The organism is Maribacter caenipelagi, assembly GCF_004364175.1.
Lineage (GTDB): Bacteria > Bacteroidota > Bacteroidia > Flavobacteriales > Flavobacteriaceae > Maribacter > Maribacter caenipelagi.
Map to the genome: position 1 here is coordinate 1 of NZ_SNZW01000013.1, position 15,238 is coordinate 15,238.

Below are 15,238 nucleotides of genomic sequence, written 5' to 3' on the forward strand. Positions count from 1 at the left end.
AGCTCAAAGAATCTGTTTTTTGAATCTATGAGCGTGGAATAATAATGTCTCAAATTAAGGAAGAATTTGTTTGTTTTTTACCTCAGTTCTTTGTTGTACTGCGTTATTTTATTTTTAATAATTCCAATATTTGGTCATTCGCTTGGGTTTCGTAAATCGGTTTTGTCCAACCTCCAGGTGCTGGTGAGTTCAGAAATCCGTATTTAATTTCCGAAAAAAAACTAAAGAATACAATTCCGCTCGATTCATTATACATAGCAGTAAAGTCAGATTCATTTCCAATCAAGTCAATTACAAAATCAGGTGTTTCTCCAGGATAGTTGTCAGTCGAAATATCGAATTCCAAATTATTCCACAAGTCAATTTCTTTATCGGTTAACTCGTAAGTTGTTCCATTATTTACTTTTATTTTCTCAATTTTTGATAATTCAGTCGAAGTCAGTTTTTCAGGCGGATTTTTAATTCCTAAAATCAGAATTAATGCAATTCCAACTGCTAAAATTCCAATTCCAATTTTGTATGACGTTCTGATTTTCATAATGCAGTACAACGTTTATGTATAAGATTAGTGGCGTGTTAAAGCACCTAATTTAGCAAATATACACCAGATAGAAAATCCGCTAGGATTTTCGTAAGTAGGCGAGAACTAGCCATTAATTTTATACTGTGTTGTGCGTAGGCTTTTATATTCTTCCATAAACACTTTTCAATTCCGTTCCGATTATTTTTTCCAATTCAGCCACAAACTTTGGGTCGAGCTTTGTCCAATTCCAAAATGTGATTCCGAAATGACCAAAAGCCCAAGTCGGTTTAAATTCAAATTCCGTAACTGAATTTTCAGTTCCGCATTTTTGGCATTTTATTTTGTCGGAATCAGTTCCGCTATGCCAATTATCTAACGAATCTCCCCAGTCATTTTCAATATTATTTTCTCCACAATTCGGACATTTTATTTCTTCCAATCCATTTCCGCCATTGTCAAACACTTGTTTTTCGGTAATAAACTGAACTCCGTTTGTTTGCAGTTTGGTCAAGTCCAATTCAGTATTTTCTAAAGCATTTCGATAATTTTTATCTGGTGCGTGTCCATTTGGTGAACCTAAAACACAATCAGTTAGTTTTTTTTCAATGATTTTTTGTTCGATAAAAAACTGAACTATTTTTTCGGCTGTTTTCTTTGAATTAGCAGAACTTAATTTTTCTGAAACTAGTGAAATGTAATGGTCGCTCAAATTCTAATTATTTTTCGTTCGTAAATATCTAAAAAATTGAATTTAAACTCAATTTTCGTTGGTCTGTTCAGCTTACGCACAACGCCAAAGCTATGAGTAGTGCGGAATTAAGTAGGTACTGTACTTATTTCAAAACACCAAGCCAAAGCATTTTGTTTGCGTTTATTTTTTTGTTATTAAATGCCAAATCAAACTGATTTGGCGACATTATAAATATAAACAAACCATTTTATTAAACCACAGACCTAGCATTACACATAGGTATTGTTAGCGGTATTAAGCAACCCGAACCACAGCTGTTAAAGACAGGCGAAACTAACGATTCGCGTAGATTTTGCCGCATTTTCCATCCGGCGACCAAACTTGGCGGGCACCAATAAAAGAAGTTCGTTTTAAAGAGATTTGGTAAGTAATGGGGAACCAAAAGTCCTTCTGCGTTATGTTTGCGTACAGATTGCGTGCTGGCGGCAAAAGGAAAGACCCCGAGAGCTGCTCTTTTATACAAACCCGAGCCGAACAATTGGGACTTGCTTAAAATACTAAAACCTTGGATTTTTTGCTTTTGCAGATAAACGTATTACTTGCGAAATAAAATGTCCGTCTAGCACGTAAAAAAGCAAAAAAATGGGAAGCCCCGAAGTTGCTCTATTTTTTTAGAGCTTATTACCGTTAACGATTGAGCTAAGCGTAGTGCGGTAGAAAGGAAACTTTTCGTTTCCGTCTGCGTACGAAGCTAAAGCTTATTGTTTAGTTTTATTTTTTCTTGTTCAAAGCTAAATCCATAAGATTTAGCGACTTTATAAATATACACAGACCTTTTGATTTTGTGCTAAACTCCGCATTACGTTTAGGTTTTGTTAGCAAACCGTATTTTATTTCAGGAACTTACTCGAGTAACAATTATTCTTTTGATAAAAAAGTCAGAATAATCCAGATTCGCACTCAACATTCTGCTAGCCATTATTTCAAAAGGAATCCGTCCAAAAGAATTCGAAAAATTTAAATAATCCATAATAAATTTATCTTTTTGACAGGTTTTACTTAATGCTTTCCAATATCGCCCTTCAGGGTAATTAATTACAAACCAAGTATATCTGTCTTCTATTATGGAATCTTTGTTTACGCTAGGATTTTTGTTATATGATGACCAATAATCTTTTTTGTAAAAAGTTCCGTTATTACCTAAAAAATTATATTGCCAGACTATCCTTGGGTTTTCATTTGTTTCAATCCATACAGAATCTACGTAAGCATTAATTTCAAATTTTAACTGACTTTGTTTTAAGTCAGTTTCATCAAATTTCGGCAGTTTGTTCCAGCTTTGAAATTTGTTATCGCGCATATCAGTCAGAAGTCTTTCATAAGCTTGCTCTGAGGTTAGATTTGGATATTCAGTTTTTAAAAATTCGTTTTCAAAATTGGAAACCATTAAAGTCAAAGCTTGGCTATTTTCGATTCCTAGTATTTTCTCAAATTCCAAAACCTCTTCTCTATTCGAACAACTAAAAACTATAAGTAGCAAGATGAAGGCTATTAAATTTTTCATTTTTGATTATATGTTTGCTAACGGTTAATGTATGATCTGTACGGCTTTGAAATCCGTAGGATTTCCCGCCGTACGATAACATTCTAAATATACGTAGATTTTCCGACGGAAAATCGGACAGTATAGATTATACATATTGTTAGCAAACGTGTTGCAGCGCAAACCTTTGCCTGGTCGCAGATCACCGATAGATTTCCCGAACTCTTTTAAAATGGTTTCTTTTTTAAGTCCGTCGAAACCAAATAGAAAAGGATTTATGTATATCGTTTTTATGCAGACTTATCCAAGAAATTGACAAGTCCGTCCACGCAACAGTTACGTCTGAGTGAAGTCCGTCCGAGCGAGAACTTTGGCAAGGTAATTTATTAATTAAACAACTGAATTTTGAGAAAGTAACAAGCCTAAAGAAACCATTTTAAAAATGCTGGTTTACCCGAACCAAACTCTTATTATTTTTTAGATATTCAGGCTAATTGCGAACCGATTGGACTTTTCTTGCAATATGTTTGCTAACGGACTTGTGTATGAAACGTAGCGTGCAGAAAGACACTAACTTTTCGGATTAACACAGAGTCGAATTTTTATATTTTGTTTTTAATTTCTCATTTTTTAAAAGCCAAATTAAAAATTTGGCGGACTTTATAAATATATACAAACCTTTTGTTTAAGCACTTATTAGCTATGTTTTATACACCGTGTTGTAACACGTTTTTATTCAGTATAATTTTTCGCTTATTTTCATTACTTGCAAGCTGTCATTTGGTTTATCCATAAAAAATGCGGAAGGACCAAGTGGATTCGCAATTGCTAAAATTCCGTAGTCTTTATTAAACATAACTGGACTCATTCCGTCACTAATCGGCTCTTTCATTTCGTACATATCGAACCAAATTTCAGAGTTCGAATTACTCTGAATAGTTTTGTTTTCATACTTTACGTAATCGGTTAAGTCAAATTGAAGTTCTTGATTTTTGGTCAAGTAACTTACTTTTAAATTCCGAGTTGAATCTGTTGTACTTTTATATTCATATTTGATTATCGAATCACGAACGGTTTTTATGAGTAGATATTCGGTTCGAAGTTTCAGATTGTCATTAGATGATATTCCGTATAAATATCTCGATTCCGTAAAGATTGATTTTGGGTCGGTTGGAATTCCAGCGTATCTTTTTTGAACATAAAAGAATAAAAAAATCACATAAGCTAAAGCCGAAACTACGGTTATAGCAAATACGAAAATTAGTATGTCTTTAGTTTTTCTCAAATGTGTTACAACGGTTTGTGTATGGCTCGTTGCGGGAAATCCGCGAGGATTTTCCGCCGTAACCGAAAGATAGCAAATTGCAATGAATTCCGATTAGGAATTCAGCCGCAATGAGCTATACACGGTGTTAGCAGCCGGCTTTTAAATTCCACACAGTTTAATTAGACATCTATATCGTTGATTTTAGCGTATAACTCTGTTTTTGGTGTCTAACTACATTCAGATTGGTTTTTTCGCGTTCAGATCGGCTGTAAAGTTTTGTAAATTAAAATAGAGTAGAGTGAGTTGATGGTTTTCTCTATGGTTCTCGTAAATTCTAATTTTAATGGTTCCTATTATCCAGCGTTATTTTCCGTAATTCTAATCAGTTGTGCTTATTCATCTCAGTAATCAATCCAACGTTGTTGTTCCGCAATCTTAGTCAATTCGGCTTATCCGTCTGAGTAATAAATCCGGCGTAAATTTTGCGAACTGTTTATCAAGTTAGATCATTCGAGTGAGATTTTTATCGTGATTAGAATTAAAAAACTCTTGGATTAAGAAAGCGGTTAGCAAAACGTGACTGCTTGCTGCTAACGTTTGGTATAACCGCAGTTACGGGATTAAATTTAATGTTTTTCGGATAAATACCGACGGTAGCAATTACGCGTGGATTCGGACGCAGTCGAATCCGCCGTAATTGCGGTTATACATTGTTATCTCTCGTTTTTCGAGTTTCAGTTCCGTAACAATTCTTTTTCTATATCAACTTTTGAATTAATTGGCAAATAAAATAATTGTTTTCCTGCTGACCAGGATTCGACATTTAATGTTCCATAATCTGAATTAAATAAAAATGATCCATTCGCATCGGGATATGGATTAACCAAATCATATAAGTCAAAAGGATATTTTGAAATGTCTTCATTAAAGTATTTTTCTTTCTCTATTATATGATGTTTGTCTCCTAAAATATATAACGAGCTGTCAATTTTTACAAACTGAGTTGATCCAAATGTGTCGGAAGAATCAACTGCTCCAATGAGATTAAAAAAAATGGTAGAGTCAAGTTCCGTTTTTGTTAGAATTAATTCAACTTTCCGTTTAAATACATATTTCTCCCAATTCACAGTATCAAGTCCGTAAGTATATAAAATTCGGTTTTCACTTGTTTCCGAGATTATCGTTTTTTGTTTTTTAAAATTATCAATATCAGCTCTTTTTCCCATTATCGAAACTCCAAAAATCGTGATACCAACAACAGCGACAACTCCAATTGTAAGTAGAATTAATAGTATGTCGAAAGTTTTTTTCAAATGAGAGATAACGGCCCTGGCTATGGCAAGTGCGGGATTTTGAAACCAAATCTTTGTCCGCCAGACCGAATGTTATTTAGTTGTAATATCTTCATTTTTAAGCATTCAGCCCGCATTTGCTATAGCCGATGTTGTAGCCAGTTTTTGTTTATTCATTCGTGAAATGTCCTGAACCAATTTTCTTCAATTTTCCAATTCTCATCAGGATTTCGTTCAATAAGTTCATTGTAATATTTAATGTCTTCTGGTCGATTCGTATATACAAAATGAGTTGAAGGCGCACTGAAAAAATTCCTGAAAACCCAAAATGTCACGGTCACTTCATTCGTGCTGTCGTTCTTAGAAATTCCAATGTCATTACCGCCATTAGATATTACAGGAAATTCATAAGGCAATTCACAAACCCATCCGTTCCAACTCACATTTGGCTTTAATTCTCCGTTCTTTACTTTTTCCACTACTTCTGTCCGTTTGTTATAGAATATGAGCCAATCTACTTTCTCAATAATTTGATTTACAGGTTGTCGAAAGAACGTCAAAAGGAACAAAGTCGAAATGATTAAAACTGAAGCAATTCTCTGTCGGGTTAAACTCCTTCTTTCCTTAATTAATTTGATTATTTGTCCAACTGTCCATATTAGAAGAAACAAGGAAAGTATTAGCCATTCGAGAGCAACTATGAAGTACGGAACAAAGTAATAGTTCAACAGTGTCAGAACTACCCATACACTTACAATCCATATTAAAGTTTTTTTATTCACTCGGTTCTTTTTTCAAATTGGCTACAACAATTGTATAAGGTAACAAGTTACTTTATATCTATTTTAGAATCACTAATCTAATGGATTTTTAATTTGTTTAAAAGTATTTGTGGCTACATGAGTGTATATCTCGGTAGTTTTACTGGAACCATGCCCTAAAAGAACCTGAATTTGCCTTAAATCAACCCCAGACTCTAATAAATGAGTGGCAAAACTATGTCTTAATACATGGGGTGTCACCTTTTGTGTGATTTTTGCCTTGGTCGCTGCATTTTTCACTATCGTCAATACACTAACGGCAGAATACTTAGACGCTTTGCGACCTTCAAATAAATATTTTTGTGGTTTCCATTCTTTATAATAGATACGAAGATCTTTTAGGGCAGATTCTGATAGTAATGAATACCTATCTTTATTGCCCTTTGTATCTTCAACGCGAACAAGCATTCTTTTACTATCTATATCTTTTATTTTTAAATTTATAAGCTCACTTCTACGAAGACCAGAACCATATAGTAGTTTTATTATACATCTATGTTTTAAATTGCTGGTATTTTCAATGAGCGCTATTATTTCTTCTTTAGAAATAACCTTTGGTAATTTGTGCTTTGGTCTTGGGCGTTCTATTTCGTAAAATCTATTAGGCATTCCCAATACGGTTTCGTAGTAAAATTTAATAGAATTAATTACTTGGTTTAAATACGAGTTAGATACGTTTTTATGTATAAGAAATTGTAAATAGGCACGTATGTCGCTTTCATCAATCGTTTCTAGTTTACTTTCCTTATAATGGTTAATAAACATTTCAAAAAAGGTTACATATGTTTTAACGGTGCTGTTGGCATACTTTTTTAGTTCTAGCTTTAGTAAATATTCTTCTGGGCACAGCCGGTATTCAGGAACTGTTTTTCTATTTCTAAACCATTGTACATCTACTTTTTCATTATTGGTGCTAACAGGTTTGTTACTGTAGAATTTATTGTAATTGATCCATATAATACCTTTAAAGGTATTGAAAAGAATACCCATATTTTCTTTTGTGTTGGGTATATAGGCCATATTGTACTGTTTGCTCCATTTAGGGTCGGGTAGCCCCTTGATCAAGTTCTGTATCAACTTATCGGGCGAAAATTTAATACCGATCATTTTCTGATCTTTAATCATTAAATGAAATAAGGTTATTGATCTTAATGGATTCATTTTGTAAGAATAATCTAAATTCAAATTATTAGCAGTATATTAACCGACTAATATACGTTTACTGTCGTTTATGAATAAAAGGTGCCCAGAATGTAATATTGAAGTGGTCGGTAGGTCTGATAAGAAATTCTGTTCGGCAAAATGTAAATCGATACATCAATATGAAAATGTACAGAAACAAGACTTTTTTTATCTAATGGTCGACAAACAGTTAAAAAAAAATAGAAGACTTTTAAAAAAGTATAATAAATCTGGCTATACCACGGTTAGAAGTAATGAGCTTTTAAATGACGGATTTAATCCTAAATATTTCACGCATTATTGGAAGACAAAAAAAGGAGAGCTTTATTTATTTTGTTATGATTTTGGATATTTAAGTATTAATATAAACCGAGTTCAGAAGTACTTAATAGTACAATGGCAGGATTATATGAATAATTAAATCATAATAAAATTAAACACAAAAAAAAGGATGGCCAATGACCATCCTTTTTCTGAAAATATGATTTAAGCTTAGTTATTGGATCTTGAGATTCATAAATTAAAGAATACAGACCCAAAGGCTAAGGACAATATAGAATGCCGAATATTTATCGCATACTTTATGTTTATTATATTTAGAAATTGGTCTTATCGTAAAGGTTAATTTAACTAGAGCGACTTCAACAAACCACCATCAATGGGAATATTTGTTCCAGTAATATAGGCAGCATTATCTGAAGCCAAGAATGTAGCTAAATAACCGTATTCTTCTGGTTTTCCAATACGTTGCACTGCAACTCTAGATTCCATTTCTTTTCTAACTTCGCTAGGTTCAATACATAACTGTTCCGCTTTTTTAGCATTGAGCTGTGCAATACGGTCCGTATCAAAATAACCAGTGAGCACACTATTTACAGTTATATTGTGTTTACCAACATCTGTAGCTAAAGATTTTGCCCAAGTGACTACGGCAGCCCTAATGGAGTTAGATAGTGCCAAGTATGATAATGGTTCTTTGACAGATACAGAGGCAACATTAATAACCCTTCCCCAATTGTTCTTCATCATTGACCGCAATGCCAATTCTGTAGTAAAGACTACGGTTTTGAACAAAAGGTCAAAAGCTGCTTGGTAGTCATCTACTTTTTTCTCTAAGGCACTACCTGCAGCCGGACCCTGGGTATTGTTTACCAATATATCTACCGTATTATTTTCAAAATAGGTGCTGATTACCTTTTTAAATTTTTTAAAATTATTAAAATCAACTGCTAGATATTGGTGTTGTTGTCCTTGATCTGTAGGCAAGTCATTAACAATATGGTGTAGTTTTTCTTCGCTACGGGACATTAACGTTACGCTGGCGCCGCTTGCTGCTAATTGTTGTGCAATTGCCTTACCTATACCACCGCTGCTACCACCAACTAAAGCTTTTTTATTCTTTAACGATATGTTCATTTTTTATTTTTTAAGTAGGGCAACTTGGTTTAACCAACAACCAAATTCTAACGATACTCTTCTCTTGTTGGGCTAAAAACATCTAATAATTTACATGGGGTCAAGGCAATGCCACTATGTTTTAAATGCGGGGCAATGACAACAATGTCGCCCGGGTAGTATATTTGGGTGTCGCCGTCTAGGGTGAATTGAAATTCACCTTCCATTACATGCATGATCTGCTCGTTCATGTGCGCATGTTCAGGCACTTCAGCTCCTTTTTCTACATCCCAAAATGCCATACTCATGTTTTCAGAATGTACCAATTTGCCATGTAAACCGGGCATAATCTCTTTTGACGGAATTGTAGAAAGGTTATAGTTCATTATTCTTAAGTTTAAGAACTAAAGATACTAGAAACACGTTCAATTTTAAAAAAGCTTTTTTAAAATTTATTAGAGTGTAGCTTTTAAGAATTTTTGTTATTTGGCTTCATAATCCCAACCTACGACAACAAATTCGCATCGTCGGTTCCACTCATGATCTTCTTCTGAACAGGCATCTTCGGTAGCGCAAACTACAATAGGTTTAGATTCGCCATAACCTTTAGAAACTATTCTTCCCGATTCAATTCCGTTTTTGACCAAAAAGTCTTTTGCAGAATCTGCTCGTTTTTGAGAGAGATCTTTATTATAGCCACTATTACCTCTAATATCGGTATGGGTGCCAATCTCTATAATAATGCTCGGGTTCTTTTTCATGACATCGATTACGGTCTGTAGCCGTTCACGAGATTCTCTTCTAAGGTACCAAAGGCTATAATCAAAATGTATTTCTTCGGTCTGTATAACTGTGCGATCGCTCTCTTTTACTAAAGCTTTTTCTGTTTCTATTGCATCTGCTATTTTCTTCGCCAAAGCTTTCTCTGCTCTTGCCTTTTCAGCTGTACGTTCTTTCGTTAAACGTTCTGCCTCTTCAATACGTTGTTTTTCTGCTATTAATGCCGCTTTTTTCTCTGCCTCTAGCTTTTTAGCGGCCATTTGTTCAGCGCGTAATTTTTCGGCTTCTTGTTTTTCTTGTAAAACCAATGCTTCGGCTTTTTGTTTTTCTAGGACGGAGTATAAGTCCATAGAAGCATCATGTTCGGCATTTCTTTCTTTTGTACTGCGGATGTTTAGGCTATTACCTTGATATCCATTTTTTTCGGCTTTTACCGTGTAGGATGCTTCACAGGCAATATTAAATTCAAAAGCACCATTTTCATTTGTGATCGCTGTAGCTATGACCTCGTTTTCTGCATTTGCTAAAGTAACCGTAGTACCAGAAAGCGGTAGGGTAGTAGTACGGTCTGTAATAACACCGGTAATAAATTGTTCACAATCTTCAATTGATAATTCTTTGGTTACTTTAAAACTATAAATATCATCGCTTCCTTTTCCAGATGGTCTGTTCGATGCAAAATAACCAGATTGGTTATCGGTATTTAATACATATGAAAAGTCATCATAACCACTGTTCACTGGTAGCCCTAAATTATCAGGTTGCTGAAACGTTCCATTCATGTTTTTAGAAATATAGACGTCTAAAAGTCCGAAACCTGGGTGACCGTTCGATGAAAAGTAAAGTGAATTATCCGATGAGATAAAAGGGAATTGTTCCTTCTTGTCCGTATTGATAATACTGCCTAAATTAACGGGAGTACTAAATGTATTATCAGCTTGTAAGCTTGTTTCATAAATATCGAAAGAACCGAATCCGCCTGGTCTATCCGAAGAAAAGTATAATTTTGTGCCATCTGCATTTAAAGCTGGGTGCTCATTAGAATAATTGTCACTGTTAAAGGGAAGCTCTGTAATATTCTTCCATTCCCCATCAACTAAACTAGCGCTGTATATTTTTAAATTAGAAACCTTTTTATCGTCTGTTTTACGTTTGCCATTGTTGTAATTATTTCGGGTAAAGTACATGGTGTTTCCGTCAGGTGAAATGGTAAAAGAACCTTCGTGTAATTTTGTGTTTATAGTATTCGATAAGCTGATACTAATACTATCGCCCAGTTGCTCTTTATCAATTGGGTGAGTGTAAATATCTAGATACTGCTGATTGTTCCACCGGTATGTTTTTGAAGCTGATTTTTTATGTGCTGCTGTGTACCAAATCGCATCACCTACCTGCATTGCCCCAAATTCTGATGTTGTCGTATTCAGATTACTGTTTTCAATTGCGAAACGATTACCAATGGCTTTTACATTTTCTAGATATATATTTTCTTCTTCTAATTGTTGCAACATCGCCGAATTACCTTCTTTGGTATAATACTCAAAAAATACCTGCGCGGCTTCGTCATATTCACCAATGGCTTTTAAAGACTGGTTCAGCTTAAAATAATACAGCTCATCTACCGTATCTCCATAATTGGAAATCAGGTAGCGGTACCAACGTGCCGATGCATTGAGATCAAAAGTATGGTAATAACTATCTGCAAGGTTTTTTATGACCAGACTGCTTTTATTGCTAGGAAATGCCGCTTCGTACAAGGCAATGGCATCTGCATAATATTTTTTTTCAAATAGGTCGTTGGCACGTTTTAAATCTTGTGACCAGGCAGATTGAAAAATTCCTAGAATTAGGATGATATAAATATGTAAGTTTTTCATTTTAGTAGAATCTAGGAGATTTATCATAGCCTTTTTTGAGTCCCCAAAGGTCTAGGTCGAACAGCACGAAAATTTCATGTGAGCCATTATTGAATGCGCCTAAATTTGACAAGGTATAATCATAAGCATAGCCTATTCTAACAGAAGGTACGACCGCAATATTGAACATGGCATTGACAGCATCATCTAAACGGTACGATACACCACCTTCAAAACGATTATTGAATAATGCATTGAATGATAGATCTGCAGTAAATGGAGCGCCCGATACCATTTTTGTTAATATAGAGGGCTTTAGTTTCAGTTTGGGGTTGATGTCAAATATATAACCCGCCATACCGAAAAGGTGAATAGCTTCTGATCCAATACGGTTTAGACCATCTCTATTTTCTAAATGTTTAGATGTCAATAAATTCGGAATAGACAAACCTGCGTAAAACTTATCTCTGTTATAAAATGCCCCGATACCCACATTGGGGAAGGTGTTGTTCATATTCTCATTAAAGGCAGGATCGTCTTGCACCTCTGGTAATCTGAATCTGTTAAAGTTGGTTTCAAATGTGGTGATACCGCCTTTTAGACCCAAGCTTAAATTACTTTGTTCATCTAGCTTTAGAATATAGGCGAAATCGACATACATATTATTTTCTTTCAACGAACCATCGCCAATATCATCTGATATAATAGATGCCCCCATTTCAATTTTTTCCGATAACGGAGTATGGGCAAAAAAGGTCAGTGTTTTTGGTGCACCCACAGCATTTTCCCATTGGGTTCTGTATAGTGTGCCAAAATTAAGCATGCCGGGTTGATTGGTCGTATAAGCAGGGTTGACCACATTCATGTTGTACATATATTGTGTGTACTGCGGGTCTTGCTGTGCCTGAACTTTTATAAGGAACAAAAGCATAACTATGCAGATGCCCCAAGGTTTGTTTGTTATTTTCTTGTACATGGGTTATCTGTTTAAGTATAAGCGACCTTGAATAGGTTCTGAATTGCCTTTGTTATAATTGATAATGTAGAAATAGACTCCGTTTGGCGCCGTAGAGGATCCTTTTCGACCATCCCAAGCGGGGTTGGTTATATCACCTTTGAATAAAGTGGTTCCATATCTGTTCAATATTTCCAATGTGAAATTGGGGAATATGGTTTCTATATTAGGAATGAAATATGTATCGTTCTTGCCATCGGCATTCGGTGAGAATCCGTCAGGTATAAAAAAGTCATAATTTTCGGGGTCACAATCACTGAAATCTATAGTAATAGGAACACGTGTTGCAGAAGAACATCCGGTAACGGAATTATAATTTTCTGCGTAGTACGTAGTGTCTGGTACTAAAGGAATATCATCTGTAAGTGCCGTACCACCGGTTTCGGTTATAAACCAAAATACTTCATTTTCCGTTTCGTTTTCTAATGCTCTTAAGGCTATAACCGTAGGGTCATCTAAACCACAAACAGATAGTACATCTGAAGAAATAGCTGTTGGTGCCACGGTTATTACGGTCGGGGTAATTTCTAATCGTTCTGTGCTCGTACAACCTCCGCTATTGGTAGCCGCGAAATAAGTTTGACCATCGACCAGAATTGTAGCATCATCTAAGGCAGTGCCGCCAGAGAGCGCACTAAACCATGAAACCGAACTACCTGCAATTACGTTTACGGTAATATTTGCCAAAGTCGGATTCGTTTCCGCGCAGAACAATGGGTTACTATCTGTGGTAGTAGGCGCATCAGGATTACTAAAAATGACGGTTATTTGAACACGTTCGGTGCCTTCGCAATTAGTAAGTGGGTCGCTATTGGTTACATAAAAATCTTCACCATCTACCAGTTGTGTTGATATTGGTAGAATTGTGTTGTCAGTTTCCGTATCATAAAATAAAATATCGCCTGCTGCGGTAACATTAATATCCATCAATGTTGGGGTTCCATCAAAATCACTCAGACAAAAAGTCTGGTTGGCATCGGCTGTGGGAGCTTCTGGCACTCCGCCACGAGAGAAGTTCTCGCTCTCCTCAAACTCAAAATCTAATCTGCATGGTGTGGTATCATCCTGTATGCTACGCACGTTGGCTGTATAATTACCAATAGGCAACGCATCTACATCTATTTGGTATGCTGCCGTACCACCTGTAAAATTAATGGTGTTGGTAGTTAGTACGGTGTTAGAACCTAATTCGGTAACGTCATAAGTTATAGTGTATGTACCATCTTGTAAAATAGGGGCGTTTACTAAAACATCTATTTGTGTGGCGTCACAATTATTATCGACCAATAAGTCTAATGAAATAGCGTCTGGTAGCGGGGTTACTATAAAAGTATCTGCTATTGGGCAACTTGTAACATATATGTCGCTTATTGTAGGTTGAATTCTATAATTTCCACCTTCCGAAAAATTACTTCCCGGTATAATAAACGTAGCTGCGCCATTGGTGAACTCAAGTTCAAAATCATCTGAAGTTATTGTCCCTCCATCCGGATTAGTTAATGAATAATTTGTTGTGAAATTTCCATTAGCCAAATTACCATCGGTGTCAAGAATTTGGATAATCTGAATAGTATTGTCATTTTCTACACAAACATCTTCGGCGCTAACATCTGAACTGGTTACTAAAAAAGTGGTTGGAGATACAACAGCTCTATCACAAACAGCTCGTGGTGGAGTAACACTGGTTATGCCAATAATTTCAAGGGTTACTTCTTGATTTAAAGGTACTAAACCCGGGTCAACAATGAAATTTCCGTTTCCGTCAGCTAATGTTGCGGGTGAATCGCCTATAACACCATCAATGGTATACTGAATTAAAAAATCACCATTGTGCAATAGCGTATCATCGTAAACTAAATCGATAACATAGTCTTGTCCCGAACAAATATCATCTGCGTTAATAGTACCGTGTAGCACTGGTAAAATACTAATGCTTATTTCGGTCTCTCTTTTCTCGCACACTGGGTGACTAGGGAAAACTGTATAAATGAACGTGAAATCTGCATAACCAAAATTGTCATACATTTCTTGAATGTTGATGACCGAATCGTTGAGGTCACTTAATTGATTGGTACCGTTTTCTGTCCAAGTTCCATTTGGATCTTCACCTACCAATTGGTCGCTGAGATCAAATGCGGTGTAGGCAGATAAATCATCATCTGCACAAAATGTAATGCCTATTGCATTTCCTGCATTGGGTGGTGGATGCACTTCTAAAATTACTGTTGATGTTCTTTCTAAACAACTATCAACATCTGGTACGGTATACGTAAAATTATATATTCCGGGTCCTGCCATTTGAGCATTGAAGATATTGTCTTCTAACTGACCTGTAAATGTACTAGGGTCTTCTTCCCAAAGACCATTGAAATCTTGAACTTTTCCGTCTACATTACTTCCTAAAAATCCGTGTAAGTTTACACTAGGGTCATCACCACAGGCATTGGCGCTACCATCAATATTATCTTCGCCAGGGTAGCCACCTAAAGTTATGGTTACAGTAGCGGTTTCATTACAATCTATATTGGTATATACAAAAGAGTGTGTTCCATAGTTATTAATACGCCACAGATCAACGATTCCCGTACTTTGGTTTAAAGCATAGAAATTTTCTGGATTTGTGGTTGACCATGTTCCGCCAGCGGTAGGTGAGCCTCCTAGTCTTGGAAATAAGGCAAAGTTACGGTTGGTGTCATCTGCATCTTTTTCACAGACTACAACGCTAGCATCATTTCCTGCGCATTGTGCTTTGACCAAGTTTATGAAACCAAGCGTAAAAAACACAATGGCTAAGAACCTAATTTTTAATTTATTCATTAATAGGGGTTGGTTGTTGAATATGTGAATAGACGACAAAGGTATTTACGTTTATA

13 protein-coding genes are annotated in these 15,238 nt (G+C 35.5%); 1 reads left to right on the forward strand and 12 read right to left on the reverse strand.

Annotated features, from left to right (window positions below; genetic code table 11):
* Window positions 1–103 precede the first annotated feature (103 nt).
* From DFQ03_RS04840 to xerA, 7 genes are all read right to left on the reverse strand, one after another.
* Window positions 104–538 (reverse strand): hypothetical protein, encoded by a 435-nt coding sequence (locus DFQ03_RS04840; RefSeq protein WP_133671994.1) that lies wholly within the window; start codon window positions 536–538, stop codon window positions 104–106.
* A gap of 145 nt (window positions 539–683) precedes the next feature.
* Window positions 684–1,232, reverse strand: a complete 549-nt coding sequence (locus DFQ03_RS04845) for a hypothetical protein (protein ID WP_133671995.1) — start codon at window positions 1,230–1,232, stop codon at window positions 684–686.
* A gap of 877 nt (window positions 1,233–2,109) precedes the next feature.
* Complete coding sequence (locus tag DFQ03_RS04850; RefSeq protein WP_133671997.1) at window positions 2,110–2,778, reverse strand: hypothetical protein; 669 nt, start codon at window positions 2,776–2,778, stop codon at window positions 2,110–2,112.
* Window positions 2,779–3,493: 715 nt separating this feature from the next.
* On the reverse strand, window positions 3,494–4,042 hold the full coding sequence (locus DFQ03_RS04855) for a hypothetical protein (protein WP_133671999.1): 549 nt from the start codon (window positions 4,040–4,042) through the stop codon (window positions 3,494–3,496).
* Window positions 4,043–4,758: 716 nt separating this feature from the next.
* Window positions 4,759–5,337 (reverse strand): hypothetical protein, encoded by a 579-nt coding sequence (locus DFQ03_RS04860; protein ID WP_133672001.1) that lies wholly within the window; start codon window positions 5,335–5,337, stop codon window positions 4,759–4,761.
* Window positions 5,338–5,489: 152 nt separating this feature from the next.
* Window positions 5,490–5,885, reverse strand: coding sequence for a hypothetical protein (locus DFQ03_RS04865; protein ID WP_133672004.1), 396 nt, complete (start codon window positions 5,883–5,885; stop codon window positions 5,490–5,492).
* A gap of 285 nt (window positions 5,886–6,170) precedes the next feature.
* Window positions 6,171–7,298 (reverse strand): site-specific tyrosine recombinase/integron integrase, encoded by a 1,128-nt coding sequence (xerA, locus tag DFQ03_RS04870; RefSeq protein WP_243834424.1) that lies wholly within the window; start codon window positions 7,296–7,298, stop codon window positions 6,171–6,173.
* A 70-nt stretch (window positions 7,299–7,368) separates the two neighbouring features.
* On the opposite strand from xerA, the gene DFQ03_RS04875 reads away from it, so the two are divergent.
* Window positions 7,369–7,740 carry a hypothetical protein gene (locus tag DFQ03_RS04875; RefSeq protein WP_133672005.1) on the forward strand — a complete coding sequence of 124 codons (372 nt, stop codon included), beginning with the start codon at window positions 7,369–7,371 and terminating at the stop codon, window positions 7,738–7,740.
* A 209-nt stretch (window positions 7,741–7,949) separates the two neighbouring features.
* On the opposite strand, the gene DFQ03_RS04880 is transcribed toward DFQ03_RS04875, so the two are convergent.
* The 5 genes from DFQ03_RS04880 to DFQ03_RS04900 all read right to left on the reverse strand — a co-directional run bounded on the left by DFQ03_RS04880 (window position 7,950) and on the right by DFQ03_RS04900 (window position 15,182).
* Window positions 7,950–8,735 (reverse strand): SDR family oxidoreductase, encoded by a 786-nt coding sequence (locus tag DFQ03_RS04880; protein ID WP_133672007.1) that lies wholly within the window; start codon window positions 8,733–8,735, stop codon window positions 7,950–7,952.
* 47 nt (window positions 8,736–8,782) lie between these two features.
* On the reverse strand, window positions 8,783–9,100 hold the full coding sequence (locus DFQ03_RS04885; RefSeq protein WP_133672009.1) for a cupin domain-containing protein: 318 nt from the start codon (window positions 9,098–9,100) through the stop codon (window positions 8,783–8,785).
* Window positions 9,101–9,196: 96 nt separating this feature from the next.
* Window positions 9,197–11,371, reverse strand: a complete 2,175-nt coding sequence (locus DFQ03_RS04890; RefSeq protein WP_166637434.1) for an OmpA family protein — start codon at window positions 11,369–11,371, stop codon at window positions 9,197–9,199.
* A gap of 1 nt (window position 11,372) precedes the next feature.
* Window positions 11,373–12,326, reverse strand: coding sequence for a PorP/SprF family type IX secretion system membrane protein (locus DFQ03_RS04895; protein WP_166637435.1), 954 nt, complete (start codon window positions 12,324–12,326; stop codon window positions 11,373–11,375).
* 3 nt (window positions 12,327–12,329) lie between these two features.
* A complete protein-coding gene (locus DFQ03_RS04900; RefSeq protein WP_133672013.1) occupies window positions 12,330–15,182 on the reverse strand; it encodes a gliding motility-associated C-terminal domain-containing protein in 2,853 nt (950 codons plus the stop codon).
* Between the last annotated feature and the right edge of the window lie 56 nt (window positions 15,183–15,238).

What these genes read in the sequence shown, in the direction of transcription:
- DFQ03_RS04850 (WP_133671997.1), bottom strand. Translation starts at nt 2,778, where the DNA reads ATGAAAAATTTAATAGCCTTCATCTTGCTACTTATAGTTTTTAGTTGT.
- DFQ03_RS04900 (WP_133672013.1), bottom strand. Translation starts at nt 15,182, where the DNA reads ATGAATAAATTAAAAATTAGGTTCTTAGCCATTGTGTTTTTTACGCTT.
- DFQ03_RS04895 (WP_166637435.1), bottom strand. Translation starts at nt 12,326, where the DNA reads ATGTACAAGAAAATAACAAACAAACCTTGGGGCATCTGCATAGTTATG.
- xerA (WP_243834424.1), bottom strand. Translation starts at nt 7,298, where the DNA reads ATGAATCCATTAAGATCAATAACCTTATTTCATTTAATGATTAAAGAT.
- DFQ03_RS04880 (WP_133672007.1), bottom strand. Translation starts at nt 8,735, where the DNA reads ATGAACATATCGTTAAAGAATAAAAAAGCTTTAGTTGGTGGTAGCAGC.
- DFQ03_RS04885 (WP_133672009.1), bottom strand. Translation starts at nt 9,100, where the DNA reads ATGAACTATAACCTTTCTACAATTCCGTCAAAAGAGATTATGCCCGGT.
- DFQ03_RS04890 (WP_166637434.1), bottom strand. Translation starts at nt 11,371, where the DNA reads ATGAAAAACTTACATATTTATATCATCCTAATTCTAGGAATTTTTCAA.
- DFQ03_RS04840 (WP_133671994.1), bottom strand. Translation starts at nt 538, where the DNA reads ATGAAAATCAGAACGTCATACAAAATTGGAATTGGAATTTTAGCAGTT.
- DFQ03_RS04875 (WP_133672005.1), top strand. Translation starts at nt 7,369, where the DNA reads ATGAATAAAAGGTGCCCAGAATGTAATATTGAAGTGGTCGGTAGGTCT.